The following is a 16557-nucleotide window of genomic DNA, read 5'->3' as shown; positions in this document are numbered from 1 at the left end:
GGCGTCAGCGCCGGTCGACGTCGACGACGTCCACCCGCACCGACCCGGTGGCCAGTGCGCCGACCACCGTGCGCAGTGCACGAGCGGTGCGGCCCGACCGGCCGATGACGCGTCCGAGGTCATCGGGGTGCACGTGCACCTCGAGCACCTCGCCGCGACGCACGGACCGCGAAGCGACCCGCACGTCGTCGGGGTGGTCGACGATCCCGCGCACCAGGTGCTCGAGCGCGTCGGCGAGCATCAGGCCTCGGTCTCCTCGGCGGCGGCCTCAGGCTCCTGGGCGGGAGACTCGGCCTTGGCCGCCTTCTCGGCAGCCTTCGCCTTGGCCTTCTCCGCGGCGTCCGCGGCGGCCTTGACGGCCTCGGCGGCGTTCACCTCGGCGGAGCGGCCCTTGAGGGTGCCTTCGGCGCCGGGCAGGCCCTTGAACTTCTGCCAGTCGCCCGTGAGCTTGAGCAGGGCGAGGACCTGCTCGGTCGGCTGCGCGCCGACGCCGAGCCAGTACTGCGCCCGCTCGGAACGGATCTCGACGAACGAGGGCTCCTCGGTGGGGTGGTACTTGCCGATCTCCTCGATCACCCGACCGTCCCGCTTGGTGCGGGAGTCGGCGACGACGACGCGGTAGTACGGCGCCCGGATCTTGCCGAGGCGCTTGAGACGGATCTTGACGGCCACTGAGTGGTCTCTCCTGGTTCTGGCGTGGTGGTCCGGACGGCCTCCCCGTGGGGCGAGGGCGCCGAGCGGACCGGGGACGCGACCACGGGCGGGTAGAGGGGCCGACCGGATCGAGTACAGCGGGTCATTGTGCCAGACGCGGGCGCAGACATCACGCCGGCTCGGGCCTCGGGCCTCAGCGGCCCAGGAACTTGTCGAGGCCGGGCGGCAGCTCCACGGGCTCCTGCTCGGCACCGTCCGGCCCGCCGCCGAGCCCGAAGGCCGACCCGGCAGGCGCCGACGGCTTGCGCTGCGCGGCCTCGCGCTCCTGCTGCGCACGCTTCGCGGGGTTGCCCGAGCGGCCCTTGACCTTGCGCTGCGGCTGCTGGCGGCCCTTGGACTTCTTGCCGCCCATGCCGGGGAGGTTGCCCATCCCGGGCACCGGCATCCCAGCACCCTTGGCCATCTGCTTCATCATCTTCTGCGCACCGGCGAAGCGTTCGAGCAGCTGGTTGACCTCTGTGGTCGTGGTGCCCGACCCGCGCGCGATGCGGGCCCGGCGCGAGCCGTTGATGATCTTCGGCGTGCGGCGCTCGGTGGGGGTCATCGATCGCACGATCGCCTCGATGCGATCCACCTCGCGCTCGTCGAAGTTCTCGATCGCGTCCCGCATCTGGCCCATGCCGGGCAGCATGCCGAGCATCTTCTTCATCGAACCCATCTGGCGCAGCTGCTGCATCTGCACCAGGAAGTCCTCGAGGGTGAAGTCCTCGCCCGCCGCGAGCTTGCCGGCCATCTGCTCGGCCTGCTCGGCGTCCCACGCCTTCTGCGCCTGCTCGATGAGCGTCATGACGTCGCCCATGTCGAGGATGCGCGACGCCATCCGGTCCGGGTGGAAGACCTCGAAGTCGGTGAGCTTCTCGCCGGTGGACGCGTACAGGATCGGCCGTCCGGTGACCGACGCGACGGACAGCGCGGCGCCACCGCGCGCGTCGCCGTCGAGCTTGGACAGCACCACGCCGGTGAACCCGACACCGTCGGAGAAGGCCTGCGCGGTGGTCACCGCATCCTGGCCGATCATCGCGTCGACCACGAACAGCGTCTCGTCCGGGTGCACGGCGTCGCGGATGTCCGCGGCCTGCTGCATCATCTCCGCGTCCACGCCGAGCCGACCCGCGGTGTCGACGATGACGACGTCGTACTGCTTGGCGCGGGCCTCCTCGACACCGTCCCGCGCGACCGCGACGGGGTCGGCCTTCTTCGACCGCTCCCACCAGCGCCGCCCCTCCTCGGGGACCGTGCCGTCGTCGGACGCCCCCGGATGAGGGGCGAACACCGGCACCCCGGCACGCTCGCCGACCACCTGGAGCTGGGTCACCGCGTTGGGGCGCTGCAGGTCCGCAGCCACGAGCAGCGGGGTGTGGCCCTCCTCGCGAAGGTGCCTGGCCAGCTTGCCCGCGAGCGTCGTCTTGCCGGCGCCCTGCAGGCCCGCGAGGAGGACGACCGTCGGCGGGTTCTTGGCCAGGTGCAACGGGCGCTGCTGGCCGCCGAGGATCGCGATGAGCTCCTCGTGCACGATGCTGACGACCTGCTGGGCCGGGTTCAGCGCCTGCGAGACCTCGGCGGACAACGCACGTTCGCGCACGGTGCCGGCGAACTCCCTGACCACCGGCACGGCGACGTCCGCGTCGAGCAGCGCGCGACGGATCTCGCGGATCGTCGCGTCGATGTCGGCCTCGGACAGCCGACCCTTGCTCCGCAGGTTCTTGAACGTCGCGGACAGGCGGTCGGACAGGGTGGCGAACACTCAGACCTCACCGTTGGTGCGGGGCACGGGCCCCCACAGGGTACCCGCGGCACGCACGCCGTCGCGGCCCGGGGACGCGGCGGCGGCCCGGCCGGCCCCTGTCAGGAGGCCGACAGCACCGATCTCGCACGGGCGGTGAGGTCGTCGACCAGCCGGGCCCGCCACGGCGTCCAGGTGGTCGGCCCGGCCGCGGACGCGTCCGCCTCGGTCAGGGCGCGCAGCACCTCGAGCAGATCCCGACGGTGGTCGACGGCGTCCAGGAGCGCGGCCACGGTCGCAGGATCCTCCGGGTCGGCCCGGGTGGCGAGGCCGGCGAGCGTGAGGTGGTGGCGCACCAGGAGCGCGACGTCGTCGGCCTCCTGCGGCGCGAACCCCATCCTGCGCACCACGACCGGGGCGATCTGCGACCCCGTGGCGCTGTGGTCGGCGGCTCCCCTGACCTTGCCGATGTCGTGCAGGATCGCCGTGACCAGGAGCAGGTCGCGCCGCAGCTCGGGTCCGCTCGTGTGCCGCCCGGCGCGCACTGCGGTCTCGACCAGGTGCCGGTCCACCGTGTGCCGGTGGATCGGCGACCGCTGCGGGCGGTTGCGCACCGCCGCCCACTCCGGGATCCACCGGGTGACGACCCCGGCAAGGTCGAGCGTCTCCCACACCGGCACCTGAGCCTGGCCGGAGCCGAGCAGCGCGAGCAGGTGCTGACGGGCCACGGCGGGCCAGGGTTCGGGCAGGTCGGGAGTCCGGGCCAGCGAGCTCACGGTCACCGGGGACAGCGGCAGTCCCGTGCGTGCCGACGTCGCCGCCGCCCGCAGCCCGAGCAGGGCGTCGTCCTCCGGCCGGGCACCGGCGGCCAGCACCAGCTCACCGTCGTGCTCGACGAGGCCGTCCCCGACCGAGCGCAGTCGCGGCGCCATCCGACGGCCCCGGACCAGAACGGGGCGACGCAGCGACGGGCGCTCGAGCGCCTGCCGGGCGTGGCGCACCGTCGTGTCCAGCGCGTGCGTGATGGTGCGCCCGGCCTCCGCCAGGCCCGCGAGCAGGTCGTCCGCGTCCTCGGCTCCCACCATCTGTGCGACCGCGTCCTGGTCCACGCGGAGCAGTCGGTTGGTCGTCCGGCGGGTCGCGACGTGCAGGGCGTCACGGACGTCGAGCAGGTGGCCGTAGGCCGCGTCGACGGCGCCGTGCGGCCGGTCCGTCAGCCATGTCGCCGCGAGTGCGAACACCACGACCGCGTCCCGGATCCCGCCCCGAGCCTCCTTGAGGTCCGGCTCGGCCAGGTAGGCGAGCTCACCGGAGCGCTCGGCCCGGGCCCGCGTGGAGGACAGGAGCTCCGGCAGACGGCGCCGTGCGGCCGACCGCCAGTCCGTCAGCAGGGCTGACGTCGCCTTCGCGATGACCGCGCGGTCCCCGGCGACCGGGCGCAGGTCGAGAAGGCCGACGGCGGCGGGCAGGTCGTGCGAGGCGACCTGCCGGCACTGGGCGAGCGAGCGCACCGAGTGGTCGAGCTGGAGCCCGGCGTCCCAGATCGGGTACCACAGCCGCTCGGCGAGTGCGGCGACCTCGTCGGTGGAGTGGCTGCGCCCGTCGTGCACGAGCAGCAGGTCCAGGTCGCTGGCCGGGCTCGCGTCCCCACGGCCCAGGCTTCCCACGGCACCCAGGGCGACGCCCTCGCGAGACTCCAGGGACGCGACGGCTTCCTCCCACAGCGCCGCGAGGCGGCCGGCGACGAGCGTGGTTCCTGCGGCGCGTCGGACGGCGCCGTCCGCCCCCGGCCCCGTCATCCGCGCCGCGAGGTCCAGCCGGTCCGCCTTCAGGGCGCGCAGCGCGACGGCCGCCGACCCGCCGCCCTCCGTGGACACGCTCAGACCGCGTCGGTTCCGTGCTCGCCGGTGCGGACCCGGACCACGTCCTCGACCGGCACCGTCCAGACCTTGCCGTCGCCGATCGAACCGGTCGACGCGGTGCGCACGATCACGTCCGTGACCGTCTCCGCGTCCTCGTCCGCGACGAGGACCTCCAGCCGTAGCTTCGGAACGAGGTCCACCACGTACTCGGCGCCACGGTAGACCTCGGTGTGGCCCTTCTGACGACCGTAGCCGCTTGCCTCGCTCACCGTGAGACCGCGGATCCCCGCGCCCTGCAGGGCGTTCTTCACGTCCTCGAGCCGGTGGGGCTGGATGACCGCCGTGACCAGCTTCATGTCTCCTCCACTCCGCCGCGATGCGGCTCAGGCACCCGAAGCCAGCCGGCCGGATGCGATCCCTTCGTACGCGGTCTCGCCGTGCAGCGCCAGGTCCACGCCGCCGATCTCGTGCTCCGCCGGCACCCGCAGGGCCATCACGCGCCGCAGCGCGACCGCGATCGCCGCGGTGACCACCGCGGAGAACGCGAGGGCTGCCAGCGCTAGCGCCGTCTGCGCACCCAGCTGGGCGAGCCCGCCTCCGTAGAACAGCCCCCGCCGGGCCCCGTCGAGCAGGTCCGGCCCGGTAGCGAACAGGCCGATGCCGATCGTGCCCACGAGGCCCCCGACCAGGTGCACCGCCACCAGGTCCAGGGAGTCGTCGTACCCGAGGCGGAACTTCAGGCCGACGGCGCCCGCGCCCAGCATCCCCGCGACCAGTCCCAGCACGAGCGCGCCGGGCGGCGCGACGTACCCGGACGACGGCGTCGCGGCGACGAGGCCCGCCACCGCACCGGAGACCGCGCCCAACGAGGTCGCCTTGCCGTCGCGCACCCGCTCCACCACGAGCCACCCGAGGAGCCCGGTGCAGGCCGCGGCCGTGGTGTTGACCCAGGCGATCGCCGCCTGGTGGTCCGCCGCCCCGGCGGAGCCGGCGTTGAACCCGAGCCACCCGAACCACAGCAGACCGGCGCCCAGCATGGTGAACGGCAGGTTGTGCGGCCGCATCGGGTCCTTGCCGAAGCCCTTGCGGGCGCCCAGCACGACGGCCAGGACGAGACCCGCGACACCGGCGCCGATCTCCACCACGGATCCACCGGCGAAGTCCATCGGGGTGGCCAGGTGCCCGATCGGCCCCGCCCCGGACAGCAGCCCGCCGCCCCAGACCATGTGCGCCAGCGGGAAGTAGACGAGGGTGCTCCACACCAGGGTCAGCAGGAGCCACGCGGAGAACCGGAGCCGGTCGGCGACGGCGCCGGACAGGAGTGCGACCGTGATGATCGCGAAGGTGGCCTGGAACGCCAGGAACGCGTACGCCGGCACGCCGTGCCCCGCCATGAGGTCGGACGGGTCGCCGTCGGCGAGGTTCGCGACGCCGAACAGCTGCAGCGGGTTCCCCACGAGGCCGCCGACGTCGGAGCCGAAGCTCATCGAGTACCCCCACAACAGGTAGACCACCCCGACCACACCGAGCGCGGAGAAGCTCATCAGCATCATGTTGAGCACGGACTTCGAGCGGACCATCCCGCCGTAGAACAGGGCGAGAGCCGGAGTCATCAGGAGCACCAGGGCCGCGCTGAGCAGCACCCATGCGGTGTTCGCCGGGTCGATGACGAAGGTGTCCATCCGTGCCGCCCTGTCCTGTCGCGCCGTCGGGGACGGGCCGGGCGGCGCAGGGCCGGCGACCCGGCTGCGGACCCTACCGGCCCGGCGTCAGGTGGAGGTCCCGCGTCCACGCGCGGGACCTCCACCCGTGCTCACAGGGCGTCAGGACCGTGCTCACCGGTCCGCACCCGGGCCACGTCCTCGACCGGGAGGGTCCAGACCTTCCCGTCTCCGATCTTGCCGGTCCGGGCGGCGCCCACCACGACCGACGTGACGCTCACCGCGTCCTCGTCGGCGACGAGGATCTCGATCCGGACCTTGGGAACCAGGTCGACCTGGTACTCCGCGCCGCGGTAGACCTCGGTGTGACCTCGCTGGCGGCCGTAGCCGCTCGCCTCGCTCACGGTCATGCCCCGCACGCCGGCCGCCTCCAGGGCGGACTTCACGTCGTCGAGCCGGTGGGGCTGGATCACTGCGCACACGAGCTTCATGCCTTCACCTCCTGAGCGACCCGACCGGTGCCGAGCGCCTCGTACGCGGTCTCACCGTGGATGGCCAGGTCGACCCCCGTCGACTCGACCTCGTCGGGGACCCGGAACCCACGTGTCAGCCTGATCGCGAAGCCGATGATCAGCGTGAGCACGAGCGAGTAGCCGAGCACGGCGAACGCCGCTGCCGCCTGGATGCCGAGCTGCCTGAGGCCTCCGCCGTAGAACAGGCCGTCCACCCCGGCGGGGGCCGCGGACGTGGCGAGGAGACCGATCAGCAGCGTGCCAGTCAGACCGCCGACCAGGTGCACGCCGACCACGTCGAGTGAGTCGTCGAAGCCGAGCTTCCACTTCAGGCCTACGGCGAGGGCGCACACCACGCCCGCGACCAGGCCGAGCACCACGGCTCCGACCGGGCTCACGGACGAGCACGCGGGGGTGATCGCCACGAGGCCGGCGACGACGCCCGAGGCCGCGCCCAGCGAGGTGGCCTTGCCGTCGCGGATCTTCTCCGTGATCAGCCAGCCGAGCATCGCCGCGCAGGTTGCGGCCATCGTGTTGACCCAGACCACGCTCGCGGTGTTGTCCGCCGCGAGCGCCGAGCCGGCGTTGAAGCCGAACCACCCGAACCACAGGAGCCCAGCGCCCAGCATCACGAACGGGAGGTTGTGGGGGCGCATGGGGTCCTTGCCCCATCCCTTCCGCTTGCCGATGACGAGCGCCAGCGCGAGACCGGCGATGCCCGCGTTGATGTGCACGACGGTGCCACCCGCGAAGTCGATGGCCCCGAGCCGGTAGATCCAGCCCTCGGCGGCCCAGACCCAGTGCGCGACCGGGAAGTACACCAGGGTGATCCAGATCCCGGTGAACGCGACCCACGCACCGAACTTCGTGCGGTCCGCGATCGCACCGGAGATCAGCGCCACCGTGATGATCGCGAACGTCGCCTGGAAGGCCACGAACGCCATGTTCGTCAGGGGCGCCGACCCGTCCGTCGTCATCATGTTGCCCAGGCCGAACCCGTCGAAGGGGTTGCCCATGAACCCGCCGACGTCCGTGCCGAACGCCATCGGGAATCCCCACAGGACCCAGATGACGCCGACCACGCCCATCGAGATGAAGCTCATCATCATCATGTTGAGGACCGTCTTGCCCCGCACCATGCCGCCGTAGAAGAACGCCAGACCCGGCGTCATCAGCAGCACGAGCGCGGAGGCCGTCAGGATCCACGCGGTGTTGCCCGCCGACAGCGCCGCAGCGATGTCCGACGTGGCGTCTGCTTGAACCATAGAGCTCGCCTCTCCCCTCGCCAGCCGGGCGGCTGGAAGGGGACCACGATCTCGGGAGCAGGTTTCCGCTCGGCTCGTGCACCGTTACGACGTGGTGACGAGCGCTGCGCCGATGTGAACGTCCGGTTTCGCGCGGTGCACGACGCCCGGCTGGGACACGCCCCAGCCGGCGGCTGGCCGCTCGGCCGCCCGGGACGCGGCTCCTAGCCGAGGATCCCGTCGACGAAGGCCTCGGGGTCGAACTCGGCCAGGTCGTCGGGGCCTTCGCCGAGCCCGACCAGCTTGACGGGCACTCCCAACTCGCGCTGCACGGCCACGACGATCCCGCCCTTGGCGGTCCCGTCCAGCTTGGTGAGCACGATCCCGGTCACGCCCGCGACCTCCGCGAACACCCGGGCCTGGGTGAGCCCGTTCTGCCCGGTGGTCGCGTCCAGGACGAGCAGCACCTCGCTGATCGGGGCCTGCCGCGACAGCACCCGGCCGATCTTGCCGAGCTCGTCCATCAGCCCGGCCTTGTTCTGCAGGCGGCCCGCCGTGTCGACCACCACGACGTCGACCCCGTGCTCGCGCCCGGCGGCCAGCGCCTCGAAGGCCACCGACGCGGGGTCGGCGCCGTCCTTGTCGGACCGCACCACCGGGACGCCGACGCGGCCACCCCAGGTCGCGAGCTGGTCGGCGGCAGCCGCGCGGAACGTGTCCGCGGCGCCCAGCAGCACGCTGCGGCCCTCGGCGACCAGCAGCCGGGCCAACTTGCCGATGGTCGTGGTCTTGCCGGTCCCGTTGACGCCCACCACGAGCAGCACGGCGGGTTGGACACCGGTCTGCCCCTCCCCGGTGAGCATCACCGGCTCGGTGGCGAGGCTGCGGTCCATCGTCGGGTCGACCAGGGCCAGCAGCTGCTCGCGCAGCAGCTCGCGGACCGCGCCGGGCTCGCGGACACCGAGCACCCGGACCCGCTCGCGCAGCGCGTCGACGAGCTCGGCACTGGGCCCAGCACCCACGTCGGCGACGAGCAGGGTCTCCTCGATCTCCTCCCAGTCCGCCTCCGTGAGGTGGTCGCGGGACAGCACCGCCAGGAGCCTGGCGCCGAGGGGTGAACCGGACCGGGCGAGCCGTTCGCGCAGCCGCACCATCCGCCCGGCCGCGGGCGCCGGCGCCTCGGGAGCCGCGCTGGCCGGGGGCTCGGCCGTGGCCGGAGCCTGCGGCGTGGAGGTCTGGGCACCAGGGGTGGTGTCGGACGGAGCGGCCCGGCGCCGGGAGCGCACGGCGACGCCCACGCCCGCGGCGACCAACGCAAGGGTGGGCAGCCCGATGAACAGGATGTCCTGGAGCTCGTTCACCCGAGCAGTCTGCCAGTCGGGCCCGCCGCGGTGCGCACCGCGGCCCGGAGCGCGACGTCAGCCGTGCGCGCGCGGCCGGACCCGGGCGATCAGGTCCGTCGGGGCGACGTAGGCCGGGTGCTCGGTGCTCGCCGAGCGGAACAGGTCCTCGAGCCCGCTGCCGTCGGCGTCGGCGGACTCGGCGAGCTCACGCCGGGCGGCGGCGAACACCCCGACCCTGGCGACCCCGTCCTCGTGGTGCAGGCCGGCGCGCAGCGCTGACACGAAGGACTCTCCCGTCTCGTCCGAGGCCGCCCGGGACGCGACGACGAGCACCACGGCGGCAGCGACGACGGCGAGCACGAGGGCGGTCAGCACAGGTCCCATACGGCGAGTATCGGCGTGCGCGCCGCGTCACCCGGACGGGCTAACCAGCCTCCACCCCTGATCGCCACCAAACCTCCACACGCCGGTCGCGGCCGCGTCAGTCCTCGGCGTGCAACCGCTGGCTCACGACCGTGGTCACGCCGTCACCGCGCATCGTGACGCCGTACAGGGCGTCGGCGATCTCCATGGTGCGCTTCTGGTGCGTGACCACGATGAGCTGGGAGTCCTCCTGCAGCTCGGTGAAGATCTCCAGCAACCGGCCCAGGTTCGTGTCGTCCAGCGCTGCCTCGACCTCGTCCATGACGTAGAACGGGCTGGGCCGGGCCTTGAAGATCGCCACGAGCAGCGCCACGGCGGTCAGCGAGCGCTCCCCGCCGGACAGCAGGGACAGCCGCTTCACCTTCTTCCCGGCCGGACGTGCCTCGACCTCGACGCCGGAGGTCAGCAGGTCGGCGGAGTCGGTGAGCACCAGCCGACCCTCACCGCCGGGGAACAGCCGGGCGAAGACTCGTTCGAACTGCACGGCGGTGTCGGCGAAAGCCTCGGCGAACACCTGCTCGACCTTCTCGTCGATGTCCTTGACGATCTGGAGCAGGTCGGTCCTGGACTTGGTCAGGTCGGCGAGCTGCCCGGTCAGGAAGGAGTGGCGCTCCTCGAGCGCGGAGTACTCCTCGAGCGCGAGCGGGTTGACCCGGCCGAGCTGGGCCAGCGCACGCTCGGCCCGACGCAGCCGCTTCTCCTGCTCCGCACGGACGTACGGCACGGCGGTCGGCTCGTCGTCGTCCTCGACGGGCACCGGTACGGGCCGGTGCGGGCCGTACTCTTCGACGAGCGCCTCCGGCTCGAGCCCGAGCTCCTCGACGGCGCGGGCCTGGAGCTGCTCGATGCGGAGCACCTGCTGCGCCCGGGCGACCTCGTCACGGTGGGCAGCGTCGGTGAGGCGGGCGAGCTCGCCGCTCCACCGGTCGGCGTCCCCCCGGCGCGCGACCAGCGCCGCGTCCCGCTCCGCGCGTGCGGTCTCCGCCGCGTGCCGGGCGTCGTCCGCCTCCGTGAGCGACGCCTCCACCAGGGTCAGCACGTGGCGGGCCGAGGCCGCGACCTGCCGGGCGCGGTGTGCCTGCACGGCGCGCTGCTCGGCGCGGCGCTGCGCGACCTCCCGGGCCTGGCGCTCCGCGGCCGCCGCACGTTCCAGCGACTCGGCCCGCCCGGCGACGGCGCGCATGCGCTCCTCGCCCGTGCGCAGGGTCAGCCGCGCCTCGGTCTCGCGGGACCGGGCGGAGGACGCCTCGGCGGCCGCCGCATCACGGACCGTGACCGCCTCGACCAGGTCCGCCTCCGACTCGGCCGGGTCGGCCTCGGCGCGCTGCAGCCGGTCGGCCAGCTCGGTCAGCTCGGCCTGGTCCGACGCGAGCCGCTCGTGGGCCGCCGCGAGGGCGGTGGCCGCCCGTTCCGCCTCGGCACGCGCGGCACGGGCCACGGAGCCGAGGTGACCCAGCTGCTCGGCGACCGCAGCCAGCGCCGCATCGGACTCGTGCAGCCTCTCGAGCGTCGCGTCGTGCCGGGCCTGCGCCTCCTCCTGCGCGCGGCGCGCGGCGACCAGCGCGAACCGGGTGCGCTCCCCGGTCGCGGCCGCCTCGTCGACCTTCGTCCGGGCGTCGTCCAGCGCGGCCTGGAGCTCGAGGCTGCCGGGGCCGCCACTGGAGCCGCCCCAGGCGCGGCCGGCACCCAGCAGGTCCCCCGCCCGGGTGACCGCTACCAGCTCGGGGCGCGCCGCGACGAGCGCGCGGGCCCGCGCCAGGTCCTCGACCACGACCACGCCGGCGAGCGTCGCTGCGACGGAGGTTCCGAGCGCGGAGGCGGGGCGCACCAGGTCCAGGGCCCTGACCGCGCCCTGGGGCAGGTCGACCGACGCGTCGGCCGGCCCGGGTCGGGCACCGCCCACCAGGAGCGTCGCGCGCCCGGCGTCCTCAGCGCGCAGGTGCCGCAGCGCATCGACCGCGGTGTCCACCGACTCGACCGCCACCGCGTCCGCCAGGGGCCCGAGCGCCGCGGTGATCGCGTCCTCGTAGCCGGGCTCCACGCCCAGCAGCGCGGCCACCGAGCCCAGCACCCCGGACAGCGTGTCCGTGGCGAGCAGCGCCCCAGCGCCGTCCTTGCGCTGCAGGCTGAGCTCCAGCGCCTCGACCCGGGCGTGCCAGGTGGCCCGATCCCGCTCGGCGGTCTGCTCGGTGCGCTCGAGCTCGGCGACGGCGGCGGTCGCGTCCTCGAGCGCGGCGACGGCCTCCTCGTGCTCGGCGTCCAGGCCCTCCTCGCCCTGCTCCGCCCCCGCGACCGTGGACTCCAGCGCACTGAACTCGACACCCGCGGCGTGCCCGCGGCGTTCGGCCTCGGCCACCGTCTCCTGGAGCCGGCCGATCTCTGCCTCGGTCGCCTCCAGCCGGGTCCGGCGAGCCGCGACCTGGCCGGCGAGCCGTGCCAGGCCCTCGCGACGGTCGGCGGCAGCGCGCTGCAGCTCGGCGACCCGGCGCTCGGCCCCGGCCGCCGCACCCTCGAGCTCGCTGCGACGAGCCACCGCCTCCTCCAGCGCCGCCTTGGCCAGGTCGACCTCACCGGCCAGCTCGCCCTCGGCCGCGCGGGCCCTGGCCGCCTGGGCGTCCAGGTCGTCCGGGTCCGTACCCGAGGGGGCGTCGGTCTGCGACGCGGCCAGGAGCCGGGTGCGCTCGTCGGCCAGGGTGGCCAGGCCGCGCAGCCGCTCACGCACAGCGGACATCCGGTAGTACACGTCGTTCGCCGCGGACAGCTCAGGGGCAGCGGCTGCCGCCGCGGCCTCGAGGTCCGCGAGAGCAGCCCTGGCCTGCGCCAGCTCCGTCTCGACCTGCTCGCGGCGCTCGCGCACCGCGGTCTCGTCCGCGATCTCCTGCTCGAGGGCCGCCGTGAGCTGCGCCAGGTCGTCGGCGAGCAGCCGGGCCCGCGCGTCACGCACGTCGGACTGGATGGTCGCCGCCTTGCGAGCGATCTCCGCCTGGCGCCCCAGGGGCCCGAGCTGGCGGCGGATCTCCGAGGTCAGGTCGGTCAACCGGGTGAGGTTGGCCTGCATCGCCTCGAGCTTGCGCACCGCCTTCTCCTTGCGGCGCCGGTGCTTGAGGACCCCCGCCGCCTCCTCGATGAAGCCGCGGCGGTCGTCCGGCGTGGCGCGCAGCACCGCGTCCAGCTGGCCCTGGCCGACGATGACATGCATCTCGCGGCCCATGCCGGTGTCCGACAGCAGCTCCTGGATGTCCAGCAACCGGCACGAGGAGCCGTTGATCGCATACTCCGAGCCGCCGTTGCGGAACAGCGTCCTGGAGATCGTCACCTCGGCGTAGTCGATGGGCAACGCGCCGTCGGCGTTGTCGATGGTCAACGACACCTCGGCACGCCCCAACGGGGGCCGGCCCGAGGTGCCCGCGAAGATGACGTCCTCCATGGAGCCGCCACGCAGCGACTTCGCGCCCTGCTCGCCCATCACCCAGGCGAGAGCGTCGACGACGTTGGACTTGCCCGACCCGTTGGGGCCGACGACGCAGGTGATCCCCGGCTCGAAGCCCAACGTCGTCGCCGAGGCGAACGACTTGAAGCCCCGCAGGGTCAGCGTCTTCAGGTGCACGGGGCGAAGCCTAGGAGCAGGTCACAGGCCGGGGAACCACAGCGAGATCTCGCGCGCGGCGGACTCGTCCGAGTCCGATCCGTGCACGAGGTTCTCGGTGACCGGGCGACCCCAGTCGCGCCCGAGGTCACCACGGATCGTCCCAGGCGCCGCCGACGTGGGATCGGTCGCCCCCGCCAGGGACCGGAATCCCTCCACCACCCGCTCGCCGGCGACCACGGCTGCCAGCACGGGCCCCGAGGACATGAAGGTCACCAGCGGCTCGAAGAACGGCTTGCCGGCGTGCTCGGCGTAGTGCTCCTCCAGCAGAGCGGGGTCCGCGGTGCGCAGCTCGGCCGCGACCAGGGTGTACCCCTTGGCCTCGATGCGGCGCAGCACCTCCCCCACCAGACCACGGCGAACGGCGTCGGGCTTGACCAGGACGAGAGTGCGGGCCTCAGGCATGGCCGGAAGCCTAGCGGGGCTCAGCCCGCGGCGGCCCGTGCCGCGCGCTCCCGGTCGATCCGACCGCCCAGCCGCACCGCGGTGACCCACAGCGCCGCGAAGAGCACCGCCACGACGACGAGCATCGGCATGCTCAGCCAGATCCCGGCGGCCAGCAGCGGCACCTGGAGCGCCGAGCCGACGACGATCCCCCCGGGCCGGCCCTGCAGGCCGGCCGCCACGGCGAGCGACAGGGCGAGCGCGCCACCGCCGAGGGCCAACGACCGCGGGCCCACCAGGTCCAGGCCGAAGACCACCAGCGCGGCGAACAGCACCACGAACACCTCGAGGCCGAGGATCGTGGCACAGAACTGCCGCCGGGCGGAGCGAGGGCGGGGTGGGCGCGGCACGCCGGTCAGGGTACCCGCGGCCGGCTCACACCTCGCCGAAGCCGGAGTCGATGAGGGCGACCAGTGACTCCACCGCCGCAGCCGCACCGTCGCCGGACGCGCTGAGCGTCAGCTCGCGGCCCCCGGTCGCCCCCAGGGCCATGAGCGCCAGCACGCTGGAGCCGTCGACACCGTCCACCGTGATCGTCAGCCCGGAGTCGGCCACCGCCCTGGCCACCTGCGCCGCGGTGCGGGCGTGCAGACCGAGCGGGTTGCGCAGGGTGACGGTCGCGTTCACGGCCCCGTCCGCGGACGCTGCCGCGTCCTGCGCAGGCCGCGCCGCTGCGTACTGACTGCCCGCCTCGAGGGCCGCCGCCTCGACGGCGGTGAGGTCGCCACCCTGCTGGGCCGCCACGGCGGCCGAGACCGCGCCCTCGACGAACGGCGCCTGCGGCACGCGCACACGGTCGGGCTCGACCATCTCGAGCACCAGGTCGGTGGTCAGCACGGCGGACCCGAGGTCGGTGAGCACGACGACGCCGCCCGTGGCGTCGTCGCACTCGGCCAGCCCCCGCTCGACCGACTCCATCACCAGGTCGACGCTGGTACCGATGTCACCGTCGATCCCGCCGGCGGGCAGCAGCAGCACGTCGGGCGCCATCTGCCCCGCGATCTGCGCGGTGCCGTCGGCGACCTGAGCCGAGTGCGAGACCAGGACCAGGGCGACGCGCGGACTCATCCGGCCGCGGCCGTGTCGGCGGCGGCGCGCAGGATCAGCGCGGTGGACGTGGCCCCCGGGTCCTGGTGCCCGGCACTGCGCTCACCGAGATAGCTGGCCCGGCCCTTGGTGGCGACCATCGGGATCGTCGCCACGGCGCCCTCCTCGGCCGCGGTGGCCGCGGCGGCGAGGACCTCGGCAGGCGACGCCCCACCGGACGCTGCCTCCTGGGCTGCGCTGCCCGCCGGGGTCCACGCATCCACCATGGTCTTCTCGCCCGTGGTGGCCTTCCCGCGGGCCACGATGCCCTCGAGCCCCGCCTCGATCATGGCGACGACGGCCGGTGCGTCCAGCTCCTCCAGGCCGGTGACCTTGGCGGCCCGCAGGTAGGCCGTGCCGTACAGCGGGCCAGCGGCTCCACCGACGGTCGACATCAGGGTCGTCGCGACGAGCTTGAGCACGTCGGCGACGTGCGCCGGCGCCTCGTCCAGCGCGTCGAGCTTGCCCACCACGGCGGTGAACCCGCGGTTCATGTTCTCGCCGTGGTCACCGTCACCGATCTGACGGTCCAGCTCGATGAGCTCCTCACGGTGCTCGGCGATCACCTCGGCGGTCCGGCGGACCCACGTCTGGGCCCATGCCACGTCCAGAGCCATGCTTCTCCTTCGTCCCGGGCGGCGACCCGGCATCGCGCCGGGTCCTGGGGGCAGCCTGCCACGTCGACCCGAGCGCGCCGGACGGCACACGAGCCGTCCGGCGCGCTCGGACGTTCACCAGCGCAGTGCGGGAGTGTGCACCGGGGCATCCCACAGGGCGGTCAGCTCGTCGTCCAGCCGCAGCACGGTGACCGAGCAGCCCTGCATCTCGAGCGACGTGACGTAGTTGCCGACCAGAGAACGGGACACCGTGGCGCCCCGCGCCTCGATGAGCTTCCTGGCCGCGCGGTACACGATGTACAGCTCGGAGGCCGGGGTGCCACCCATGCCGTTGACCAGCAGGAGAGCCTGCTCTCCGCTGCCCAGCCCCAGGTCGTCCAGGACCGCGTTGGTGAGCATCTCGGTGATCTCGTCCGCGGGTGCCACGGGGATGCGGCGCCGGCCGGGCTCTCCGTGGATCCCGATGCCGATCTCGATCTCGGTGTCGTCCAGGTCGAAGCTCGGCTTGCCGGCGTGGGGGACGGTGCAGGCCGTCAGGGCCACGCCCATGGAACGGACGTTCTTGTTGACCTTCTCCGCGATCGCGGCGACCGTGGCGAGGTCGTCGCCGCGCTCGGCCGAGGCACCCGCGATCTTCTCCACCGCCACGGTGCCCGCGACGCCGCGCCGACCGGCGGTGTACAGCGAGTCCTCTACCGCGACGTCGTCGTTGACCACGACGGCCTTGACCTCGATGCCCTCGGCGTCGGCGAGCTCGGCCGCGGTCTCGAAGTTCAGCACGTCACCCGTGTAGTTCTTCACGATGTGCAGGACACCGGCGCCGCCGTCCGCCGCGGTGGTCGCAGGGGCGATCGCGTCGGGCGTCGGCGAGGTGAAGACCGCGCCGGGGACCGCCGCGTCGAGCATGCCCAGCCCGACGAACCCGGCGTGCAGCGGCTCGTGCCCACTCCCGCCTCCGCTGACCAGCCCCACCTTGCCGGGCTTGGCCCCGCCGGCACGGGTCACGAAGTTCGGGTCCGTGTGCACGGCCACCAGATCGGCGTGCGCCTGTCCGAATCCTTCGAGCGACTCGTCGACCACTCGTGCCGGGTCGTTGATGAGCTTCTTCACGCTGCACTCCCCTCCGCCGCACCGACACCGCAGGCATCGTCGCCTCCGGCGTTCGGGGCGCTTCGCCGCGCCCCTCGCCCCCGCCCGTCATCGTGTGCAGCAGGTCACAACGGGGTCAAGGGGAGAGCGTGCATCGGCCATGCACGTATGTGCACGGCCGACACGACCCGCC

At 73.6% G+C, this 16557-nt stretch carries 16 protein-coding genes; all 16 read right to left on the bottom strand.

What is annotated here, in order from left to right; all coding sequences use genetic code 11:
- Positions 1–4: 4 nt before the first annotated feature.
- Positions 5–241, bottom strand: a complete 237-nt coding sequence (locus Q6348_RS08985) for an RNA-binding protein (protein ID WP_304600957.1) — start codon at positions 239–241, stop codon at positions 5–7.
- A complete protein-coding gene (gene rpsP, locus Q6348_RS08980; protein ID WP_304600956.1) occupies positions 241–672 on the bottom strand; it encodes a 30S ribosomal protein S16 in 432 nt (143 codons plus the stop codon). The genes Q6348_RS08985 and rpsP overlap by 1 nt, the downstream gene beginning before the upstream one ends.
- Positions 673–847: 175 nt before the next feature.
- Positions 848–2458, bottom strand: a complete 1611-nt coding sequence (ffh, locus tag Q6348_RS08975; protein ID WP_304600955.1) for a signal recognition particle protein — start codon at positions 2456–2458, stop codon at positions 848–850.
- 101 nt (positions 2459–2559) lie between these two features.
- Positions 2560–4314: a [protein-PII] uridylyltransferase gene (locus tag Q6348_RS08970; protein ID WP_304600954.1), complete on the bottom strand. Its 1755-nt coding sequence runs from the start codon at positions 4312–4314 to the stop codon at positions 2560–2562.
- A gap of 2 nt (positions 4315–4316) precedes the next feature.
- Positions 4317–4655, bottom strand: coding sequence for a P-II family nitrogen regulator (locus Q6348_RS08965; protein WP_304600953.1), 339 nt, complete (start codon positions 4653–4655; stop codon positions 4317–4319).
- A gap of 27 nt (positions 4656–4682) precedes the next feature.
- Positions 4683–5981 carry an ammonium transporter gene (locus tag Q6348_RS08960; RefSeq protein ID WP_304600952.1) on the bottom strand — a complete coding sequence of 433 codons (1299 nt, stop codon included), beginning with the start codon at positions 5979–5981 and terminating at the stop codon, positions 4683–4685.
- Between the two features lie 131 nt (positions 5982–6112).
- Entirely contained in the window at positions 6113–6451 is a 339-nt protein-coding gene (locus Q6348_RS08955) for a P-II family nitrogen regulator (protein WP_304600951.1), read from the bottom strand.
- Positions 6448–7737 (bottom strand): ammonium transporter, encoded by a 1290-nt coding sequence (locus tag Q6348_RS08950; protein ID WP_304600950.1) that lies wholly within the window; start codon positions 7735–7737, stop codon positions 6448–6450. The genes Q6348_RS08955 and Q6348_RS08950 overlap by 4 nt, the downstream gene beginning before the upstream one ends.
- A gap of 203 nt (positions 7738–7940) precedes the next feature.
- Positions 7941–9077: a signal recognition particle-docking protein FtsY gene (gene ftsY, locus Q6348_RS08945; RefSeq protein ID WP_304600949.1), complete on the bottom strand. Its 1137-nt coding sequence runs from the start codon at positions 9075–9077 to the stop codon at positions 7941–7943.
- A gap of 57 nt (positions 9078–9134) precedes the next feature.
- Positions 9135–9443 carry a hypothetical protein gene (locus Q6348_RS08940; protein WP_304600948.1) on the bottom strand — a complete coding sequence of 103 codons (309 nt, stop codon included), beginning with the start codon at positions 9441–9443 and terminating at the stop codon, positions 9135–9137.
- 97 nt (positions 9444–9540) lie between these two features.
- Complete coding sequence (gene smc, locus Q6348_RS08935) at positions 9541–13089, bottom strand: chromosome segregation protein SMC (RefSeq protein WP_304600947.1); 3549 nt, start codon at positions 13087–13089, stop codon at positions 9541–9543.
- A 21-nt stretch (positions 13090–13110) separates the two neighbouring features.
- Positions 13111–13533, bottom strand: coding sequence for a nucleoside-diphosphate kinase (ndk, locus tag Q6348_RS08930; RefSeq protein ID WP_304600946.1), 423 nt, complete (start codon positions 13531–13533; stop codon positions 13111–13113).
- A gap of 20 nt (positions 13534–13553) precedes the next feature.
- On the bottom strand, positions 13554–13922 hold the full coding sequence (locus Q6348_RS08925) for a DUF4233 domain-containing protein (RefSeq protein WP_304600945.1): 369 nt from the start codon (positions 13920–13922) through the stop codon (positions 13554–13556).
- A 25-nt stretch (positions 13923–13947) separates the two neighbouring features.
- Complete coding sequence (gene dhaM, locus Q6348_RS08920) at positions 13948–14640, bottom strand: dihydroxyacetone kinase phosphoryl donor subunit DhaM (protein WP_304600944.1); 693 nt, start codon at positions 14638–14640, stop codon at positions 13948–13950.
- Entirely contained in the window at positions 14637–15275 is a 639-nt protein-coding gene (dhaL, locus tag Q6348_RS08915; RefSeq protein ID WP_304600943.1) for a dihydroxyacetone kinase subunit DhaL, read from the bottom strand. Before dhaL ends, dhaM begins: the two co-directional genes overlap by 4 nt.
- A gap of 114 nt (positions 15276–15389) precedes the next feature.
- The gene (dhaK, locus tag Q6348_RS08910) at positions 15390–16385 is read right to left on the bottom strand and encodes a dihydroxyacetone kinase subunit DhaK (RefSeq protein ID WP_304600942.1); all 996 of its coding nucleotides are present in this window, start codon (positions 16383–16385) and stop codon (positions 15390–15392) included.
- Positions 16386–16557: the final 172 nt, after the last annotated feature.

Source organism: Actinotalea lenta, assembly GCF_030586465.1.
Lineage (GTDB): Bacteria > Actinomycetota > Actinomycetes > Actinomycetales > Cellulomonadaceae > Actinotalea > Actinotalea lenta.
Note: the sequence above shows the minus strand (reverse complement) of the source record. Positions and strands in the feature narration are given on the sequence as shown.